Source organism: Mesorhizobium sp. M0106 (assembly GCF_040322715.1).
In the GTDB taxonomy this organism is placed as follows: Bacteria; Pseudomonadota; Alphaproteobacteria; order Rhizobiales; family Rhizobiaceae; genus Mesorhizobium.
The window spans coordinates 16065-30994 of sequence record NZ_JAMYUA010000056.1; the positions used below are offsets into that span (position 1 = coordinate 16065).

Annotated in this window: 15 protein-coding genes and 1 pseudogene; 9 read left to right on the plus strand and 7 right to left on the minus strand. The window is 63.7% G+C overall.

Translation table 11 applies throughout. The features are described 5' to 3' along the window. Positions 1 to 159: 159 nt before the first annotated feature. The 4 genes from mocR to NKJ55_RS31430 all read right to left on the minus strand — a co-directional run bounded on the left by mocR (position 160) and on the right by NKJ55_RS31430 (position 3356). Entirely contained in the window at positions 160 to 1626 is a 1467-nt protein-coding gene (mocR, locus tag NKJ55_RS31415; protein ID WP_352453275.1) for a rhizopine catabolism transcriptional regulator MocR, read from the minus strand. A 4-nt stretch (positions 1627 to 1630) separates the two neighbouring features. After that, complete coding sequence (locus NKJ55_RS31420; RefSeq protein WP_352453276.1) at positions 1631 to 1837, minus strand: LacI family DNA-binding transcriptional regulator; 207 nt, start codon at positions 1835 to 1837, stop codon at positions 1631 to 1633. Positions 1838 to 2037: 200 nt separating this feature from the next. After that, positions 2038 to 2949: a myo-inosose-2 dehydratase gene (gene iolE / locus NKJ55_RS31425; protein ID WP_352453277.1), complete on the minus strand. Its 912-nt coding sequence runs from the start codon at positions 2947 to 2949 to the stop codon at positions 2038 to 2040. A 119-nt stretch (positions 2950 to 3068) separates the two neighbouring features. Then, a complete protein-coding gene (locus NKJ55_RS31430) occupies positions 3069 to 3356 on the minus strand; it encodes a DUF3175 domain-containing protein (protein ID WP_352453278.1) in 288 nt (95 codons plus the stop codon). Positions 3357 to 3531: 175 nt separating this feature from the next. On the opposite strand from NKJ55_RS31430, the gene NKJ55_RS31435 reads away from it, so the two are divergent. From NKJ55_RS31435 to NKJ55_RS31470, 8 genes are all read left to right on the plus strand, one after another. After that, positions 3532 to 4764 carry an MFS transporter gene (locus tag NKJ55_RS31435; RefSeq protein WP_352453279.1) on the plus strand — a complete coding sequence of 411 codons (1233 nt, stop codon included), beginning with the start codon at positions 3532 to 3534 and terminating at the stop codon, positions 4762 to 4764. A 173-nt stretch (positions 4765 to 4937) separates the two neighbouring features. Continuing rightward, on the plus strand, positions 4938 to 5966 hold the full coding sequence (gene gntR / locus NKJ55_RS31440; RefSeq protein WP_352453280.1) for an HTH-type transcriptional regulator GntR: 1029 nt from the start codon (positions 4938 to 4940) through the stop codon (positions 5964 to 5966). A 110-nt stretch (positions 5967 to 6076) separates the two neighbouring features. Beyond that, positions 6077 to 6247: a hypothetical protein gene (locus tag NKJ55_RS31445; RefSeq protein WP_352453281.1), complete on the plus strand. Its 171-nt coding sequence runs from the start codon at positions 6077 to 6079 to the stop codon at positions 6245 to 6247. Between the two features lie 507 nt (positions 6248 to 6754). Then, positions 6755 to 7879 carry a sugar ABC transporter substrate-binding protein gene (locus NKJ55_RS31450; protein WP_352453282.1) on the plus strand — a complete coding sequence of 375 codons (1125 nt, stop codon included), beginning with the start codon at positions 6755 to 6757 and terminating at the stop codon, positions 7877 to 7879. Between the two features lie 80 nt (positions 7880 to 7959). Further along, a complete protein-coding gene (locus tag NKJ55_RS31455; protein WP_352453283.1) occupies positions 7960 to 9501 on the plus strand; it encodes a sugar ABC transporter ATP-binding protein in 1542 nt (513 codons plus the stop codon). Continuing rightward, the gene (locus tag NKJ55_RS31460) at positions 9498 to 10478 is read left to right on the plus strand and encodes an ABC transporter permease (RefSeq protein WP_023675830.1); all 981 of its coding nucleotides are present in this window, start codon (positions 9498 to 9500) and stop codon (positions 10476 to 10478) included. Before NKJ55_RS31455 ends, NKJ55_RS31460 begins: the two co-directional genes overlap by 4 nt. Further along, a complete protein-coding gene (locus NKJ55_RS31465; RefSeq protein ID WP_352453284.1) occupies positions 10475 to 11461 on the plus strand; it encodes an ABC transporter permease in 987 nt (328 codons plus the stop codon). Before NKJ55_RS31460 ends, NKJ55_RS31465 begins: the two co-directional genes overlap by 4 nt. Positions 11462 to 11466: 5 nt before the next feature. Then, a complete protein-coding gene (locus NKJ55_RS31470; RefSeq protein ID WP_352453285.1) occupies positions 11467 to 12012 on the plus strand; it encodes a gluconokinase in 546 nt (181 codons plus the stop codon). On the opposite strand, the gene NKJ55_RS31475 is transcribed toward NKJ55_RS31470, so the two are convergent. Further along, positions 12009 to 12458, minus strand: a complete 450-nt coding sequence (locus NKJ55_RS31475) for an RrF2 family transcriptional regulator (protein ID WP_006202816.1) — start codon at positions 12456 to 12458, stop codon at positions 12009 to 12011. The genes NKJ55_RS31470 and NKJ55_RS31475 overlap by 4 nt on opposite strands. Before the next feature lie 247 nt (positions 12459 to 12705). Next, positions 12706 to 13692, minus strand: a complete 987-nt coding sequence (locus NKJ55_RS31480; RefSeq protein WP_352453286.1) for a sulfate ABC transporter substrate-binding protein — start codon at positions 13690 to 13692, stop codon at positions 12706 to 12708. Positions 13693 to 13871: 179 nt separating this feature from the next. Here NKJ55_RS31480 and NKJ55_RS31485 point away from each other — a divergent pair. Further along, a pseudogene (locus NKJ55_RS31485) lies at positions 13872 to 14142 on the plus strand (PIN domain-containing protein); the annotation flags it as partial. Between the two features lie 14 nt (positions 14143 to 14156). On the opposite strand, the gene NKJ55_RS31490 reads toward NKJ55_RS31485, so the two are convergent. Next, on the minus strand, positions 14157 to 14930 hold a 774-nt coding region (locus NKJ55_RS31490), incomplete at its 5' end, for a sulfate/molybdate ABC transporter ATP-binding protein (RefSeq protein WP_352453287.1).

Sequence of the window (14930 nt, forward strand, 5' to 3'; positions counted from 1 at the left end):
GCCGGCCTATACCGGCGGTGGCATGCTTCTGGTTTTCGGGGAGGTTCGGCCTTGCGAGGCGCGCTTTGCGCGAATGCCAAAAAACAAACGATGCCTATACTCCTAATCACGGCGGGCGATTGATTCAACCCCGCGGTGAACGAGATGGAGAGCCTGGCTCTAGCTTCTATCCAATCTTAGGAACGCGGCGCGCAGCGCCAGCACAGCGCGCAGGATCTGGCGTTCGTCCATCGCCGCATAGCCGAGCAGCAGCCCGTGCTCGGGTTCAGTGGAATGATAGTTGATCGAGATGCCCTGGACGTCGAGCCCCTCCTTGAGGGCGGCGGCGACCACGTCACTGTCCTTATAGGGCCTGACGAAGCTCGCCAGCAGCTGCATGCCGGAATCGTTTTCCGTCACGGTCAGCCATTCGGCCAGGTGCTCCTGGCACAGCTTGACGAAGTTCGCCTGCCGGCGCGCGTAGAGCCGGCGCATGCGCTTGAGGTGCGTGGCGAAATAGCCCTGGGTGATGAAGTCGTTGACCGTTGCCTGCAGGATCAGCGGCGCGAACTGACCGGTGATGCTCACCGCCCGGTCGAACGGAACCGACAATTCGCGCGGCACGATCAGATAGCCGATGCGCAGCGCCGGGATCAGCGTCTTGCCGAAGCTGCCGATATAGACGACGCGGTCGGCATGATCGAGCCCGCGCAGCGCCGGCACCGGCCGGCCGCGGAACCGGTATTCGCCGTCATAGTCATCCTCGACGATCCAGGCGCCGTTGCGTTCGGCGATGTCGAGCAGCTGCAATCGCTCCTCGATGCGCATGATGGTGCCGAACGGCCACTGGCAGGATGGCGTCACATAGATCAGCCGCGGCGGCGGCAGCTCCGGATCGGCAAGATGCCAGCCGCGCCGGTCGACCTTCAATGGTGCCAGCCTGGCACCGCTGGCGAGAAAGGCGCTCTTGGCGCCGAGATAGCCGGGCTCCTCCATCCAGACATGGTCGCCTTCGTCCATCAGCACGCGCGAGACGAGATCGAGTGCCGCTTGCGCACCGGTGACGATGATCACCTGGTCGGCGGTGCAGCTGATGCCGCGCGACAGGCCGATGGTCGAGGCAATGGCCTGACGCAGGCCGGGATGGCCGGCAAAGGAGAGATAACCAAGCAGGCTCTCGTCGCGGCTGCGTGCATTGCGCACCAGAAGGCTTGACCAGATGGTGAACGGAAACGATGCCGTTTCAGGCACGCCGGGATGGAAATTGATGACGCCGGCATTGCGTGGCGGTTGCGGGCCGTTGACGATGGTCTGGCCACGCCGCGACAGCTTTTGCGGCGCTGCCAGTCCGGCGCGCAGGGATGCCAAGGGGCGGTTCTGCTGGATCGGCGCCACCCAGGTGCCCGATCCGGCACGCGCCTCGATAAAACCTTCGGCAAGGAGCTGGTCATAGGCGGCGATGACCGTGTTGCGCCCGACCTTCAGATCTTCGGCCAGCGAGCGCGTCGACGGCAGCAGCGTGTTCTGCGGGATCTGGCCGTCAAGGATGAAGCGTCGCAAGGCGCCGTAGATCTGACGATGCATCGGTTCTTCCGAAGCGCGGTCGACCGACATGATGTCGAGGGAAAGGCGCATGTGGTCGGCCACGGCACTATCCCCCGACGAACCGGGCGGCGCGGGCGATCTTTTCCTCGTTGAGCCGGCAGACGGTGTCGAGCACCAGTCGCCTGGTTTCGGGGCGGATCTCGCGGCTGTTCTTCAGCGCGCGATGCACGGTGGCGGCGCCAAGTTCCGCCTTCTCGGCAATCTCCCGGATGGTGCAAAGCCGTTCCATGCCAAGCGCAGCTTCGAAAGCCATGTCGCTCCTCCTCGGTTGCATCAAGGCACGGCTTCCGGCCGGCCTCAAGCTTGAAAGTCAGGGTTTGCAATCCAGAGCCGGGATTCTGCGATCCGCGCCGCGCAGGGAGCAAGGCGGCGCGGATCGCCGGGCGCTTTCGCGTCGCTAACCCCATCGAGGCGCGCGCCCATTGTGTTCCCCGGCTCGCAAGTGCAGGCCGGTCAGTTTGCCTGCCGCGTCGCCACTTCGAAGCCGGCCTCGCGGGCGGTGGCGAGCAGCGAGAAATAGCCCTTGCTGGCATAGGTCAGCGGATGCGCCTTGGCCGGATCCTGCTCGGCTTCGACAACGAGCCAGCCTTCATAGCCGCGCGCGGCGAGGGGTTTCAGCAATGACAGGAAATCGACCGAGCCGTCGCCGGGCACGGTAAAAATGCCGTCCATTACCGCCGCCATGAAGCTCATGTCCTCGCGGCGTGCCCGTTCCAGCACCGCCCTGCGAACGTCCTTGCAATGGAAATGCACGATACGGTCGAGATGCCGTTGCAGCAGCGATTGCGGGTCGCCGCCCGAAAACAGGCAGTGGCCGGTATCGAACAAAAGGCCGACGCTTCGGCCCGTCGCCGCCATCAGCCTGTCGACTTCATCGTCCGTCTCGACGATGGTGCCCATGTGGTGGTGGAAGGCCATGCCGACCCCGAATGCAGCCATGCGGTCGGCGACGGCGGTCAGTTTCTCGCCATAGGACGGCCAGTCCCTGTCGGCGAGGCGCGGACGCTCGGAGATCGGTGCGAAAATGCCGTCATGGCGACCGCGCGAGGTGTCGGCGTAGACGACGATCCTGGCGCCGAGGTCGCGCAGCAATGTCAGATGCGGGGTAATCGCCGCGAATTCCTCGTCGACCGTGCGGTCGAGAATGCGGCCATCGTACCAGCCGGAGACGAGTTCCAGGCCATAGGAAGACAGGAGCGGCCCAAGCACTTCAGCCTGGCGCGGAAATTTGCCGCCGAGTTCGGTGCCGCGGTAGCCGGCCAGCGCTGTTTCCGACAGGCAGGTCTCCAAGGACGTATCCCCGCCAAGCGCCGGAACGTCGTCATTGCTCCAGGTGATGGGATTGATGCCGATCTTGACCGTCATGACGCCAGGCTTTTGCGGGCTTGGGAATACAAGCCGAGCCTGCAGACTGGCGACAAAGAGGCCCTGTCACTAGGTCCAGTTCAGCCGAATTTGGCAGAACCAATTAATGGTGACCGATTCTAGTCTTCCTTTGGGCGGCCAAAAAGGACGCGCAGTTCATCTTTGGCGTCCTCCAGCACTTTCTTCTGCGCCGCCGGCAGGTTCTTGCCGGCGCGGTTGATGTAGAAATTCAGCATCGACATGGCGGATTGAAACGGCCCTGCCTTGCGTCGGTCGCTGTGCTCGGCCGATCGCTTCAAAGAGGCGGCGATCTTCTTGGGATCGTGGGATTCGAAGATGTGTTCCTCGAGGTCCAGCGCGTCGCTGTGCTCGGTGACGTCGGCGGACCATTTCCGTTGCGCGGTCATGGCAAACTCCTTCCACTAGGTCGTTGCCGGGAAAACGCCTTATGGCGCACCCCTGTTCCACTTCGGCCCGAATCCCTGGAGCCACGGATTTGCCTGTCGTGGCGCTGCTCGGCGATGCGAATGCGCCGATAGTGGTCAGAACCGCCGATTCAAGAACTGCGGACAGGAAACGCTCTTGACCCCAATCGTCTCAAGCCAGGCAGGAAGTTCCGGCATCGACAGTGCCTATGCCTGGATACGGCTGGGCATCTCGATGCTGCTGGCAACGATCGGCGGGGTCGGCATGTGGGCGGTGGTCGTGGTGCTGCCTGCCGTGCAGGTAGAATTCGGCGTCGATCGCGCCGCTGCCTCGATGCCCTACACCGCGACCATGGTCGGCTTTGCCGCCGGTAATGTGCTGTTCGGCCGCGCCATCGACCGCATGGGGTATTGGATCCCGGCGCTGATTGCCGCGATTACACTTGGCGCCGGCTTCCTGCTGGCGTCGCTGACCAGTTCGATCCTGCAGTTCACCCTCGTCCAGGGCCTGTTGGTCGGCGTTGGCTCGTCGGCGATCTTCGGGCCGTTGATCGCCGACATCTCGCACTGGTTCAACCGGCGCCGCGGCGTCGCGGTGACGGCTGCGGCATCCGGCAACTATCTCGCCGGAGCGATCTGGCCGACGGCGATGCCCTATGTCATGCAGACCGAGGGCTGGCGCTTCACCTATGCCGCGATCGGCGTTGTCTGCCTGGTCACCATGGTGCCCTTGATCCTGCTGCTCCGGCGCGGCGCACCGCCCCGGGCGGCTCCGGGATCGCCGGGCAGCCGCGTGGTTCAGCCGATCTCCCTGTCGCCGGCGGCCTTGCAGGCGCTGCTCATCGTGGCCGGGCTCGGCTGCTGCGTGGCGATGTCGATGCCGCAAGTCCATATCGTCGCCTATTGCATTGATCTCGGCTACGGCGTGGCGCATGGCGCCGATATGCTGTCGATCATGCTGGCGGCGGGCGTCGTCAGCCGGCTTGGCTCGGGTTTCCTTGCCGATCGCATCGGCGGTGTGAAAACCCTGCTGATCGGCTCGGTGCTGCAATGCCTGTCGCTGTTGTTCTATATCCCGTTCGACGGGCTTGCCTCGCTTTATGTCGTCTCGCTGGTTTTCGGCCTGTCGCAAGGCGGCATCGTGCCCTGTTATGCGATCATCGTGCGCGAATATATGCCAGCCAAGGAGGCTGGCCAGCGCGTCGGCATCGTCATGATGGCGACCATCTTCGGCATGGCGATCGGCGGCTGGATGTCGGGCTGGATCTACGATCTGACCGGCTCCTATGCCGCCGCGTTCCTCAACGGCATTGCCTGGAACCTGCTGAATATTTTGGCCATGGTGCTGCTGCTGTGGAAGGCCCGGCGCAGCGCCGCTGTGGCGGCCTGAAGCACAGCGGTACGGATACAGTCTCTCCGGCCGTCGCTTGACAACAGCCGAAGGCTGCGCGACGCCAGACAAGGTGTGGCAACGGGCCAGTTTGGCATGGCAGCAGTTTCAAAAACGCTGAACATCGTTTCACGGTCGCGTGTGGGCGGTTGCCCGGCGTCCGGACGAGTACGGTGATCAAGCCGCGCTCGCGCCGCGGCGGCGGCCGCCCGACCATCGCCGACGTCGCCCGCAAGGCCGGCGTCGGCGCCATTACCGTATCGCGCGCCCTGCGTGAGCCGGGGCGTGTCTCGGAAGATCTGCGCCGCCAGATCGAGTCGGCCGTGAACGAGCTCGGCTACGTGCCCGACCCGAATGCGCGGGCGCTGGCTTCGGCGCGCGCCGAGGTCTTTGGCGTTCTGGTGCCGTCGCTTACCAACAACGTCTTTGCCGAAGTGGTGCGCGGCATCTACGACAGCCTGTCGGACGGCCCTTTCCGGATTCAGCTCGGCAACACCCACTATTCCGGCCTCGAGGAAGAGCGGCTGCTGCAGGTGTTTGGCCCGCAACGCCCGGCGGCGCTGATCGTGGCCGGCATCGACCAGACGCTGGCCTCGCGAAAACTGCTGGAAACGGCAGGCTGTCCGGTGGTGCAGGTGATGGAGACCGGGCCCGATCCGGTCGACATGATGGTCGGCTTCTCGCATTTCGAGGGCGGCAAGGCGGCTGCGGAACATCTGATCGAGGCAGGCTATCGCCGGATCGGCTTCATCGGTGCGCGCATGGATCCGCGTTCGCAGCGGCGGCTTGCCGGCTATCGCGCGGCGATGGAGGCGGCCGGCCTGTTCGATCCGAGGCTCACCACCACGACGCCGGTGCCCTCCAGCGTCACCCTCGGCCGCGAATTGTTCCGTGACGCGCTGGCCAAGGTGCCGAGCCTCGATGGGGTGTTCTGCAACAATGACGATATCGCCCTCGGGGTGCTGTTCGAATGCCATCGCGCTTCGATCGCCGTGCCGAAGACGATCGGCATCGTCGGCTTCAACGATCTCGACATGATGGAGGTGGCTTTTCCGTCGGTCACCAGCGTTCGGACGTATCGCTACGAGATCGGCCGGCGGGCGGTCGCCATGGCGCTTGCGGCGATCGAAGGCAACAGGCCGGAACAGCGGGTCGTCGACCTCGGCTTCGAACTCAAGCGGCGTGAAAGCACGGCGCGCTGAAAGCTCGAAAAAAGGGTCCGGCGATCCGGTAGTATTCGAGCACCATCGCGATGCGCCGGAGGTGTTCGAGGAACTGAGTAGGTCTCGGACACCTACGCAGGCCAGGGTCCATGAACATCTGGGCGACTTCCTATGGGAAAATCCGGAGGCCGAACCGCTTCATTGAGGCGCATGGTTCTCCAGACGGCAGGGTCGTTCTTGGCCCAGTTCTCCACAATCTGGCGGTCTTCATCGGAAAGAAGGAGCGCAAGGCTCGCCAGTACATCGAATACGCCAGCTGAGTAGCCACGGCGGTACATGTGTTCCAGTTTTGGATCAATATGTCCTTCCATCATTGGCTCCCCACATCCAGCGTTGTTCTGCGCAAAGCGACGAAACAGTAATGCGTTTCATAGACGCTGTCGCCGTTTTGGATGCAACGGATCGACGGGTGGCGCAGGTGTCGTCGCGACCTCGGCTTCGAACTCAAGCGGCGTGAAAGCACGGCACGCTGAAGCGCGCTTCAACGCAATGGCGCTTTACACTACGTCATGGTAGCGCTACCAGTTATCGCCGGGCGGTACTTCGCTCAGAAGATGGGGGCTGTTTATTATACATAAGCGACAGCTCATGCTTGTTTATTATGTATAATATGATAGTTTTTGCGGGACTAGCCGGGCAGCAAAGGAGGGGATCGGGTCGGCATTCGGCCACCTGAACGCGCGACGGGTACGGCGGGAGGTGCCGGGCCGGAAACGCGCAAATTCATCGGCGTAACAACAAACAAACTGCAACTGGGAGGAATATCGATGATCAAGTCACTCGTTGGCGGTATCGTTGCCGCCACTGCTTTCGTCATGCTGAGCTCGTCGGCGATCGCCGATCCTGAAATCGTCAAGGGGCCATCGGCCGAGCCTGACTGCTTCGCGCCCTGGTCGGCCGATACGCAGTTCTTCAAGTTCCCCAAGAAAGATGGCCCGTACCGCATCGCTCTGGCCAACGGCTATATCGCCAACACATGGCGCATCCAGATGGTGCAGACGGCGAAGGCCTATGCAGCGCAGCCGGCGGTCGCGGCCAAGCTCAAGGAATTCAAAGTGGTCTCGACCGGCGAGGACGTGCCGGCCCAGATTTCGGCAATCAATAATTTCATCGATTCCGGCTATGACGCGATTGTCGTCAACGCCCAGAACCCGACCGCGTTCGGCCCGGTCATCAAGCGGGCCAAGGAAGCCGGTGTGGTGCTGGTCGCTTTCGACAACATCCTCGACACCAAGGATGCCATCAACGTCAATGTCGACCAGAAGGGCCTTGGCGAATTGTGGGCCAACTGGCTGGTCAAGCACGTGCCGAACGGCGGCAAGGTGCTGGAAGTGCGCGGCGTCGCCGGCACGTCCGTCGACACCGATCGCCACAACGGCATCCACGAGGTTCTCGACGCTTCCGGCAAGAAATGGGACGTCACCGAGGTCGTCGGCAAGTGGGATGACGGCGTTGCGCAAAAGGCTACGGCCGATGCCATTGCCACCAACGGCCCCTTCGACGGCATTACCGGACAGGGCGGCGATACCGGCATCGTGCAGGCGATGATCGATGCCAAGCATCCGTTCGTGCCGTTCGGCGGCGAGACGGAGAACGGCTTCCGCAAATTCTGCGCCAAGTTCGCCGCTGACGGCCTGAAATGCTCGTCGGCCGGTACCGGCCCGGCGCAGGTCGCGGTTGCCATCAAGACGGCGATTGCAGCACTTGAAGGCCAGGTCGTGCCGCAAGCGGTCAAGCTGCCGCTGGCGATCGTCGAGGATCCGAACTTCAAGGCAGGCCAGGACTACTTCCCCGACCAATCCGACAATTTCTTCGTCGGCAATTCCTTCCCGACCTGCGGCATCAATTTCACGGCGCAGGAAATCATGGGCCAGAGCAAGGAAAACCAGTAAACTCCGACAGCCCGACGCCGCGGGAGATCCCGCGGCGTCGGCGCTCGACATCCTGATTGCCAAGCGCCTGGGGAGGGCCGATGGACGGTGCGGTTCCGCTCTTCCGCATGGAAGGCATATCCAAGCGCTATGGCGGCGTGCGGGCGCTGGAGAAGGCCGAACTGTCGGTCACTCCAGGCAGCATCCACGCCATTCTCGGCGAGAACGGCGCCGGCAAATCGACGCTGATCAAGGTCATGGCGGGGGTCGTTGCGCCCGACGAGGGCCGCATGATGCTGGACGGAAGCGAAGTTACCTTCGCTTCGCCGGCCGCCGCCAACCAGGCCGGCATCGTCTGCATCTTCCAGGAGCTGTCGCTCGTCCCCGAACTCAGCGTTGCCGACAACATCGTCATTTCCGATCCGCCGAAGCGTTTCGGCATGATCGACCGCAAGGCGCAGCGCCGCATCGCCGAAGAAGCCCTTGCTCGCGCCGGCGCCTCCGATATCCATCCGCTGGCGCTGGTCAAGGATCTTCCTCTTTCAAGAAGGCAGATGGTCGAGATCGCCAAGGCACTGGCGCGCAAGCCACGCATCCTGATCCTGGACGAGGCGACCTCGGCGCTGACCGCGGCTGACGTCGCCAGGGTTTTTGCCGTGTTGAAGCGGCTGCGTTCGGAAGGGCTGGCGCTGCTCTATATATCGCACCGCATGAACGAGATCGCCGAGCTGGCCGACCAGTGCACGGTGTTCCGCAATGGCCGCAATGTCGCCAGCTACGCGGCCGGTACAAAAAGCGACAACGAGGTCGTCGAGCTGATGATCGGGCGCGAATACAGCCACATCTTTCCGCCCAAGCCCGCGCGGGCGGCTGCCGCAGCCACGCCGGTTCTCGAGGCGCGCAGCCTGTCCTGGACGGATCGGCTGCACGATGTCTCGCTATCGGTCGGGGCGGGCGAGGTGGTCGGGCTTGGCGGCCTCGACGGCCAGGGCCAGCGCGAATTGCTGCTCGCCTTCTTCGGTGTGCTGCGTGGCCTGTCGGGCCAGATCCTGATCGACGGCAGGCCGGTGGCGATCGCCAGCCCGGCCGCGGCGCGCGATGACCGGATCGGCATGGCGTTGATCCCGGAGGACCGCAAGACCGAAGGCTTGATGCTGCCGATGACGGTGCGCGAAAACCTCTCCTTTGCCGCCCTCGATCGGCTGTCCAGGGCCGGCATCATCGATCGCGCCGCCGAGCAGCGGCTGATCGACGACATGGTCGGTCTTCTGGCGATCAAAACCGCCGGCCTCGACATTTCGGTCGGCGCGCTGTCCGGCGGCAACCAGCAGAAGGTCGTCATCGCCAAATGGCTGATGCGGCAGCCGCGCATCATCCTGCTTAACGACCCGACGCGCGGCATCGACGTCGGCACCAAGCAGGAGCTTTACCAGTTGATGCGCAAGCTTGCCGACCAGGGTGCGGCGATCCTCTTCTATTCGACCGACTATGACGAGCTGATCGGCTGCTGCGACCGCGTGCTGGTGCTCTATGATGGCGCGGTCAAGCGCGAACTGGTCGGCGCCGAAATCACCGAGCGGGCGCTGATCGCCAGCGCGCTCAACATTCACGAAGAGATGCCAAGGCAAGGAGCGGGCGCGTGAAGGATTGGCGCTACTGGCTTGCCGAACAGCGCGGAACGTTGCTGGCGTTCGGCATCTTCGTTGTCATGTTCGTCATCTACACCTCGAACCATCCGGCGGGCTTCACCGCCAACGTCGTACAAACGGCCTCGAACAAGGGCGTGCTGCTCGCCTTCGTCGCCATGGCGCAAACGCTGGTGGTGATCACCGCCGGCATCGATCTTTCGGTCGGTATGATCTTCACGCTGACCAACTGCCTGGCCTCGTGGCTGGTCGTCGGCACCGGCATCGAGACCGCCTTCGGCGTCCTCGCCGTGCTCGGCACCGGGCTGCTGTGCGGGGCAATCAACGGTGCGATCGTTATCTATGGACGCCTGCAGCCGATCGTCGCCACCATCGCCACCGGCGCGGTCTATTTCGGCATCGCGCTGCTGCTTCGGCCGTTTCCCGGCGGCTCGGTCAATGAAGGGCTCGCCGATGCGCTGACCGGGCGCCTGTTTGGTTTTGTGCCGGCGAGTCTGGTGACGCTGCTGGCGGTCGTGCTCGTGGTCTGGGTGCCGTTCAGCCGGTCGGTGCTAGGCCGCGCCGCTTATGCAGCCGGCTCCTCGGAGATGGCGGCCTACATGTCCGGCGTGCCGATCCGGCGTGGAAAGTTCGCCGCCTATGCGCTTGCCGGTCTGCTTGCCGCGATCGGCGGGCTGTTCCTGACGTTCTTCACCTATACCGGCGATGCGGCCTATGCCAGCGGCAACGCCTATACGCTGTTTTCGATCGCCGCGGTCGTGCTTGGCGGCGTGTCGCTGTTCGGCGGCAAGGGCAGCGCCATCGGCGCGATCTTCGGCGCGCTTGCCTTCCGCACCATCGGCGACCTGCTGTTCGTCTTCGATTTCGATCCGCTCTGGCAGCCCCTGTTCCAGGGCGTCATTCTGCTGATCGCGGTCAGCCTCGGCGCGTTCGCCCTGTTTCGGGTCCGCAACCGGCTGGAGTGGTTCCTGTGAGCGAAACGACTGTGAGTGGTCTCGCCGGCCGCATGCCGAAATTCCTCCGCCGTGCCGACCCGGCGGTGCTGACGGCGTTCGCCTGTATCGTGCTGCTGCTGTTCCTCGGCAGCCTCTATTCGCGCAGCTTCCTGTCGCCTGAATACCTTTTGCAGCAGCTCAAGGTGGCGTCGTTTCTCGGCGTCATCGCGACCGGCATGATGCTGGTCATCCTGCTCGGCCAGATCGACCTGTCGGTGCCCTGGTCGGTGGCGGCGGGCGCCATGATGGCCTGCGCCGCGGCCGCATACGGTACCGTCGGCGTGACGCTTGCCATTCCGTTCGGCATCTTCTGCGGTGTTCTGATCGGCATCGTCAACGGCATCGGCGTCGCCTATCTGCGCATTCCCTCGATGATCATCACGCTTGCCACCAACGCCGTCGCGCAGGGGCTGATGGTGGTCTACACGGGCGGTTTCTCGCCGCAGGATTCGGCGACCGGTGCGATGCGCTATCTGGCGACCGGCTTTGCCGTTCCTGCCGTGCCCAACGCCGTCCTCATCTGGGCGCTGATCGGCGCCGCAATGGTGTTCGTGCTGACCCGCACCGGCTTCGGCCGCACCGTCTACGGCATCGGCAATCGCGAGCGTGCCGCCTATCTTTCCGGCATCGATACAAGGCGCGTGGTGATGATCGCCTTTGCGGTTTCGGGCGGGCTCTCCGCCTTCGGCGGCGTGCTGTTGGCCGGCTATGCCTCCAAGGCGGCACAGTCGATGGGCGATGCCTATCTGCTGCCGTCGATCGCCGCGGTGGTGCTCGGCGGCACCTCGATCCTCGGCGGGCGCGGCTCCTATCTCGGCACCGTCGCCGGGGTAATCCTGATCACCCTCTTGCAGTCCATTCTCTCTGTCATGCAGATGCCGGAGGCGGGACGGCAGATCATCTACGGCGTCGTCATCGTCGCCATGCTGCTGCTCTATGGCCGCGCGCCGGCAAGCCGCTGACCTGCATGACCGGTAAAGACGTGGCATATAAGCCGGCGAGCACTGTTCGAACGATACCCGCCATCGTGGTGATGGGCGTTGCCGGCTGCGGCAAGTCGGTTGTCGGCGAAGCGCTTGCAGCGGCATTGGGCGCCGTCTTTATCGAAGGCGACAGGCTGCATCCGCCCGAAAACGTCGCGCGCATGGCGAGCGGCCAGCCGCTCACCGACGCGCTGCGCGAAGGCTGGCTCGACGCGATCGGCCAGCGAATGGCCGCGTCGGTCGCAAGCGGGCAAGGTGTGGTCGCCGCCTGCTCGGCGCTGAAGCGCAGCTACCGCGATCGCCTGCGCGGCTTTTGCCCGGATATCGTTTTCGTTTACCTGGAAATCGACCCGGCAACAGCAAAACAGCGCGTCGGCAATCGCAAGGGTCATTTCATGCCGGCAAGCCTGGTCGACAGCCAGTTCGCCACGCTCGAGGCGCCAGCGGCGGACGAGGCGGCGATAACATTGGATGGCACGCGTCCGGTCGCCGACACCGTCGCGACTGCCTTGAGCCTGCTCGCGCGCTAGATTTGCGACGTCAGCTCGACCGGGAAATCGTCATTGTCGGCGTCGCGCATGGCGGCGAGGCTGCGGTTGTCGAGCACCTCGGCGATCGCCTGCCGGACCTCCAGCATCATGTGCCGAACCTGGCAGGTCGCCTCGTCGCAATCCTCGCAGCGCTGGTATTGCGTGCGGCTGGCGCAGGGGATCGGCGCCAGCGGCCCGTCGAGGACACGCACGACATGGCCGATCTTGATCTCGGAAGCCGGCCGGGCAAGGCGGTAACCGCCTTCCTTGCCCTTGCGGCTCTGGACGAAGCCGGCGTTACGCAACTCGCCCAGGATGGCATCCAGGAATTTCTTGGGGATGTTATTGGCGACCGCAATGTCGTTGACGAATGCGAGCTGGCCGACCGGCAGGCCCGACAGATGCACGAGGGCCTTGAGGCCGTATTTGCCTTTTTTGGTAAGCATGCCCCGAGTCAACCCATGAAGCCCCAACCACCCGCGTCTGGCGGCTGTTTGTGTGCAAATCATGACGGTCTGATCACGCGAAGCCGTTCGCGAAAACAAGCCGTCCGTTCTCACGGTAGGCACAAACGCGTTGATTCTTTGTAACGTTTTGGACGGAATGCGCCCGGAAAGTGCCAGAAATGACCTTTCGCGGCGCGAAAGCAAAGAAGCCGGCAAAGCCGGCTTCTTTCAAAGTTGGAAGATCGCCTCAGCGGCTGCCATAAGTCTGGTCGAGCAGACCGCCCGCTGCAAAGTGCTCGGCCTGGACCTTGGCCCAGCCGCCGAAGACGTCCTCCACCGTCAGCAGGCGGACATCGGGAAACTCAGCCTTATATTTGGCGGCGACCGCCGCGTCCCGGGCCCGCAGGCCATTGCGGGCGGCGATGTCCTGGCCCTCCGGCGTATAGAGGAAGTCGAGATAGGTCTTGGCGAGATCGCGCGTGCCATGCTCGTCTGCAACGGTGTCGACGATCGCCACCGGAAATTCCGCCAACAGGCTGACCGAAGGCGTTACCTGCTCGAACTTGTCCTCGCCATACTCCTTGCGGACGCCGCGCGTTTCCGACTCGAAGGTGATGAGTACGTCGCCGATTTCGCGCTGCACGAAAGTGGTGGTCGCGGCGCGCCCGCCGCTGTCGAACACCGGCACGTTGTTGAACAGCTTGGTGACGAACTCCTTCACCTTGGCGTCGTCGTCCTTGAAGGCTTCCTTGGCGTAGGCGGTGGCCGCGAGATAGGTGTAGCGCGCATTGCCGGAGGTTTTCGGATTGGGGAAGATCACCTGCACGTCGTCGCGGACGAGGTCGTTCCAATCCTTGATGTGCTTCGGATTGCCGGCGCGCACCAAGAAGGAGGGCAGCGAATAGAAAGGCGAGGCGTTGTCGGGAAAGTCCTTCTGCCAGTCGGCGGAGATGAGGCCCTTCTTGACCAGGAAGTCGATGTCGATGACCTGGTTGAAGGTGACGACGTCGGCGCCGAGGCCTTCGGCGATGGCACGCGCCTGCGCCGAAGTTCCGGCATGCGACTGATCGATGGTCACACCGGGGTGCCCGGCGACGAACGCTTTGTTGACCTGCGCAAACAGTTCGCGGCCGACATCGTAAGAGGCGTTCAGCAATCTGTCGGCCGACCAAGCTTGGGAGGATGCGAGGACCAGGCCGGCCAATGTGGCGACGCCAAGCAAAAATCGCTTCATGAAAACAGGCTCCAATGCCATGAGCTTAATGCCGGACCATAGCGGCAAGGCATCGTGCGCGACGAGGCACGCAGAGCGGCCGCTCCACGTTGTCGATAGAAGAAATATTCCCGCTGTGGGCGATTTCTAGTTTTTTCTTCAAGCAGAGTCTCAGGACAGCTTGGCAGCGGCGCCGATGCCGTCGGCGTTGCGTCAAGAAAAGATCAGCCAAGTTGCACAAGAAGGTCGAGGAATTGCTGGCTGAGATTCCCGTCTTGCCGCTCGATGTGCCGGTGGATGCCGAGTACGGCGCGATTCGCGCAGAACTGGAAGGCAGGGGCCAGACCACCGGCCAAAATGACCCTTTTTATTGCTGCCCACGCCCGTGCGCTTGGAACTATCCTGGTGACCGCCGACACCGGGGAGTTCAACCGGATCAAAGGCCTGAAGGTCGAGAACTGGCTGGTGTAACGCCTGATAGAGGATCAAGCAGCCGGAAAAAGCTTCCAGCGCCGCGGCCTAAAAGCCACGCGACTTTTCTGCGCCGCCGGATGATCGACGGGCAATTCGATCTCGACCCGCTGACGTTCGCCGCCGATTTCGAGCTCGACCCGCCTGGTGCCGGCGACGCGGCGGCTGGCGGCGACCGTGCCGGCGATGCAGCCGTTGCATTCTTCCACCAGATCGACGTCGTGCGGGCGAAAGAACAGCGTCGCTTCGCCTTGCGGTGCGTGCGGCGCGGAAAGCCCGATCGGCCGGTCGGCGATCCAGACCTGGCCGTCCTCGACCTTGACCGGAAGCGAACTCGATTCGCCGATGAAGCCGTAGACGAAGGGCGAGTTCGGCGTGTCGTAGATTTCGTCGGCGGTGCCGACCTGCTCGATGCGGCCCTGGCTCATCACCACGACGCGGTCGGCAAGCTCCAGCGCCTCTTCCTGATCATGGGTGACGAAGACCGTGGTGTGGCCGGTGGCGTCGTGGATGTCGCGCAGCCAGCGGCGCAGTTCGCGGCGCACCTGCGCATCGAGCGCGCCGAACGGCTCGTCGAGCAAAAGCACGGCCGGTTCGATCGCCATGGCGCGGGCCAGCGCCACGCGCTGGCGCTGGCCGCCCGAAAGCTGTGCCGGATAGCGTTTTTCCAGACCGGAAAGCTGAACGAGGTTGAGGAGTTCCGAGGCGCGGCGGCGGATTTCCTTCGCCGACGGGCGTGACGGCCCGTGCCGGACCTTGAGTCCGAAGCCGATATTGTCGGCGACCGT

Excerpts from the sequence above, each read along its gene's own strand:
- NKJ55_RS31430 (WP_352453278.1), bottom strand. The coding sequence starts at position 3,356 with ATGACCGCGCAACGGAAATGGTCCGCCGACGTCACCGAGCACAGCGAC.
- NKJ55_RS31455 (WP_352453283.1), top strand. The coding sequence starts at position 7,960 with ATGGACGGTGCGGTTCCGCTCTTCCGCATGGAAGGCATATCCAAGCGC.
- NKJ55_RS31480 (WP_352453286.1), bottom strand. The coding sequence starts at position 13,692 with ATGAAGCGATTTTTGCTTGGCGTCGCCACATTGGCCGGCCTGGTCCTC.
- NKJ55_RS31475 (WP_006202816.1), bottom strand. The coding sequence starts at position 12,458 with ATGCTTACCAAAAAAGGCAAATACGGCCTCAAGGCCCTCGTGCATCTG.
- NKJ55_RS31420 (WP_352453276.1), bottom strand. The coding sequence starts at position 1,837 with ATGGCTTTCGAAGCTGCGCTTGGCATGGAACGGCTTTGCACCATCCGG.
- NKJ55_RS31470 (WP_352453285.1), top strand. The coding sequence starts at position 11,467 with ATGACCGGTAAAGACGTGGCATATAAGCCGGCGAGCACTGTTCGAACG.
- NKJ55_RS31445 (WP_352453281.1), top strand. The coding sequence starts at position 6,077 with ATGAACATCTGGGCGACTTCCTATGGGAAAATCCGGAGGCCGAACCGC.
- NKJ55_RS31450 (WP_352453282.1), top strand. The coding sequence starts at position 6,755 with ATGATCAAGTCACTCGTTGGCGGTATCGTTGCCGCCACTGCTTTCGTC.
- iolE (WP_352453277.1), bottom strand. The coding sequence starts at position 2,949 with ATGACGGTCAAGATCGGCATCAATCCCATCACCTGGAGCAATGACGAC.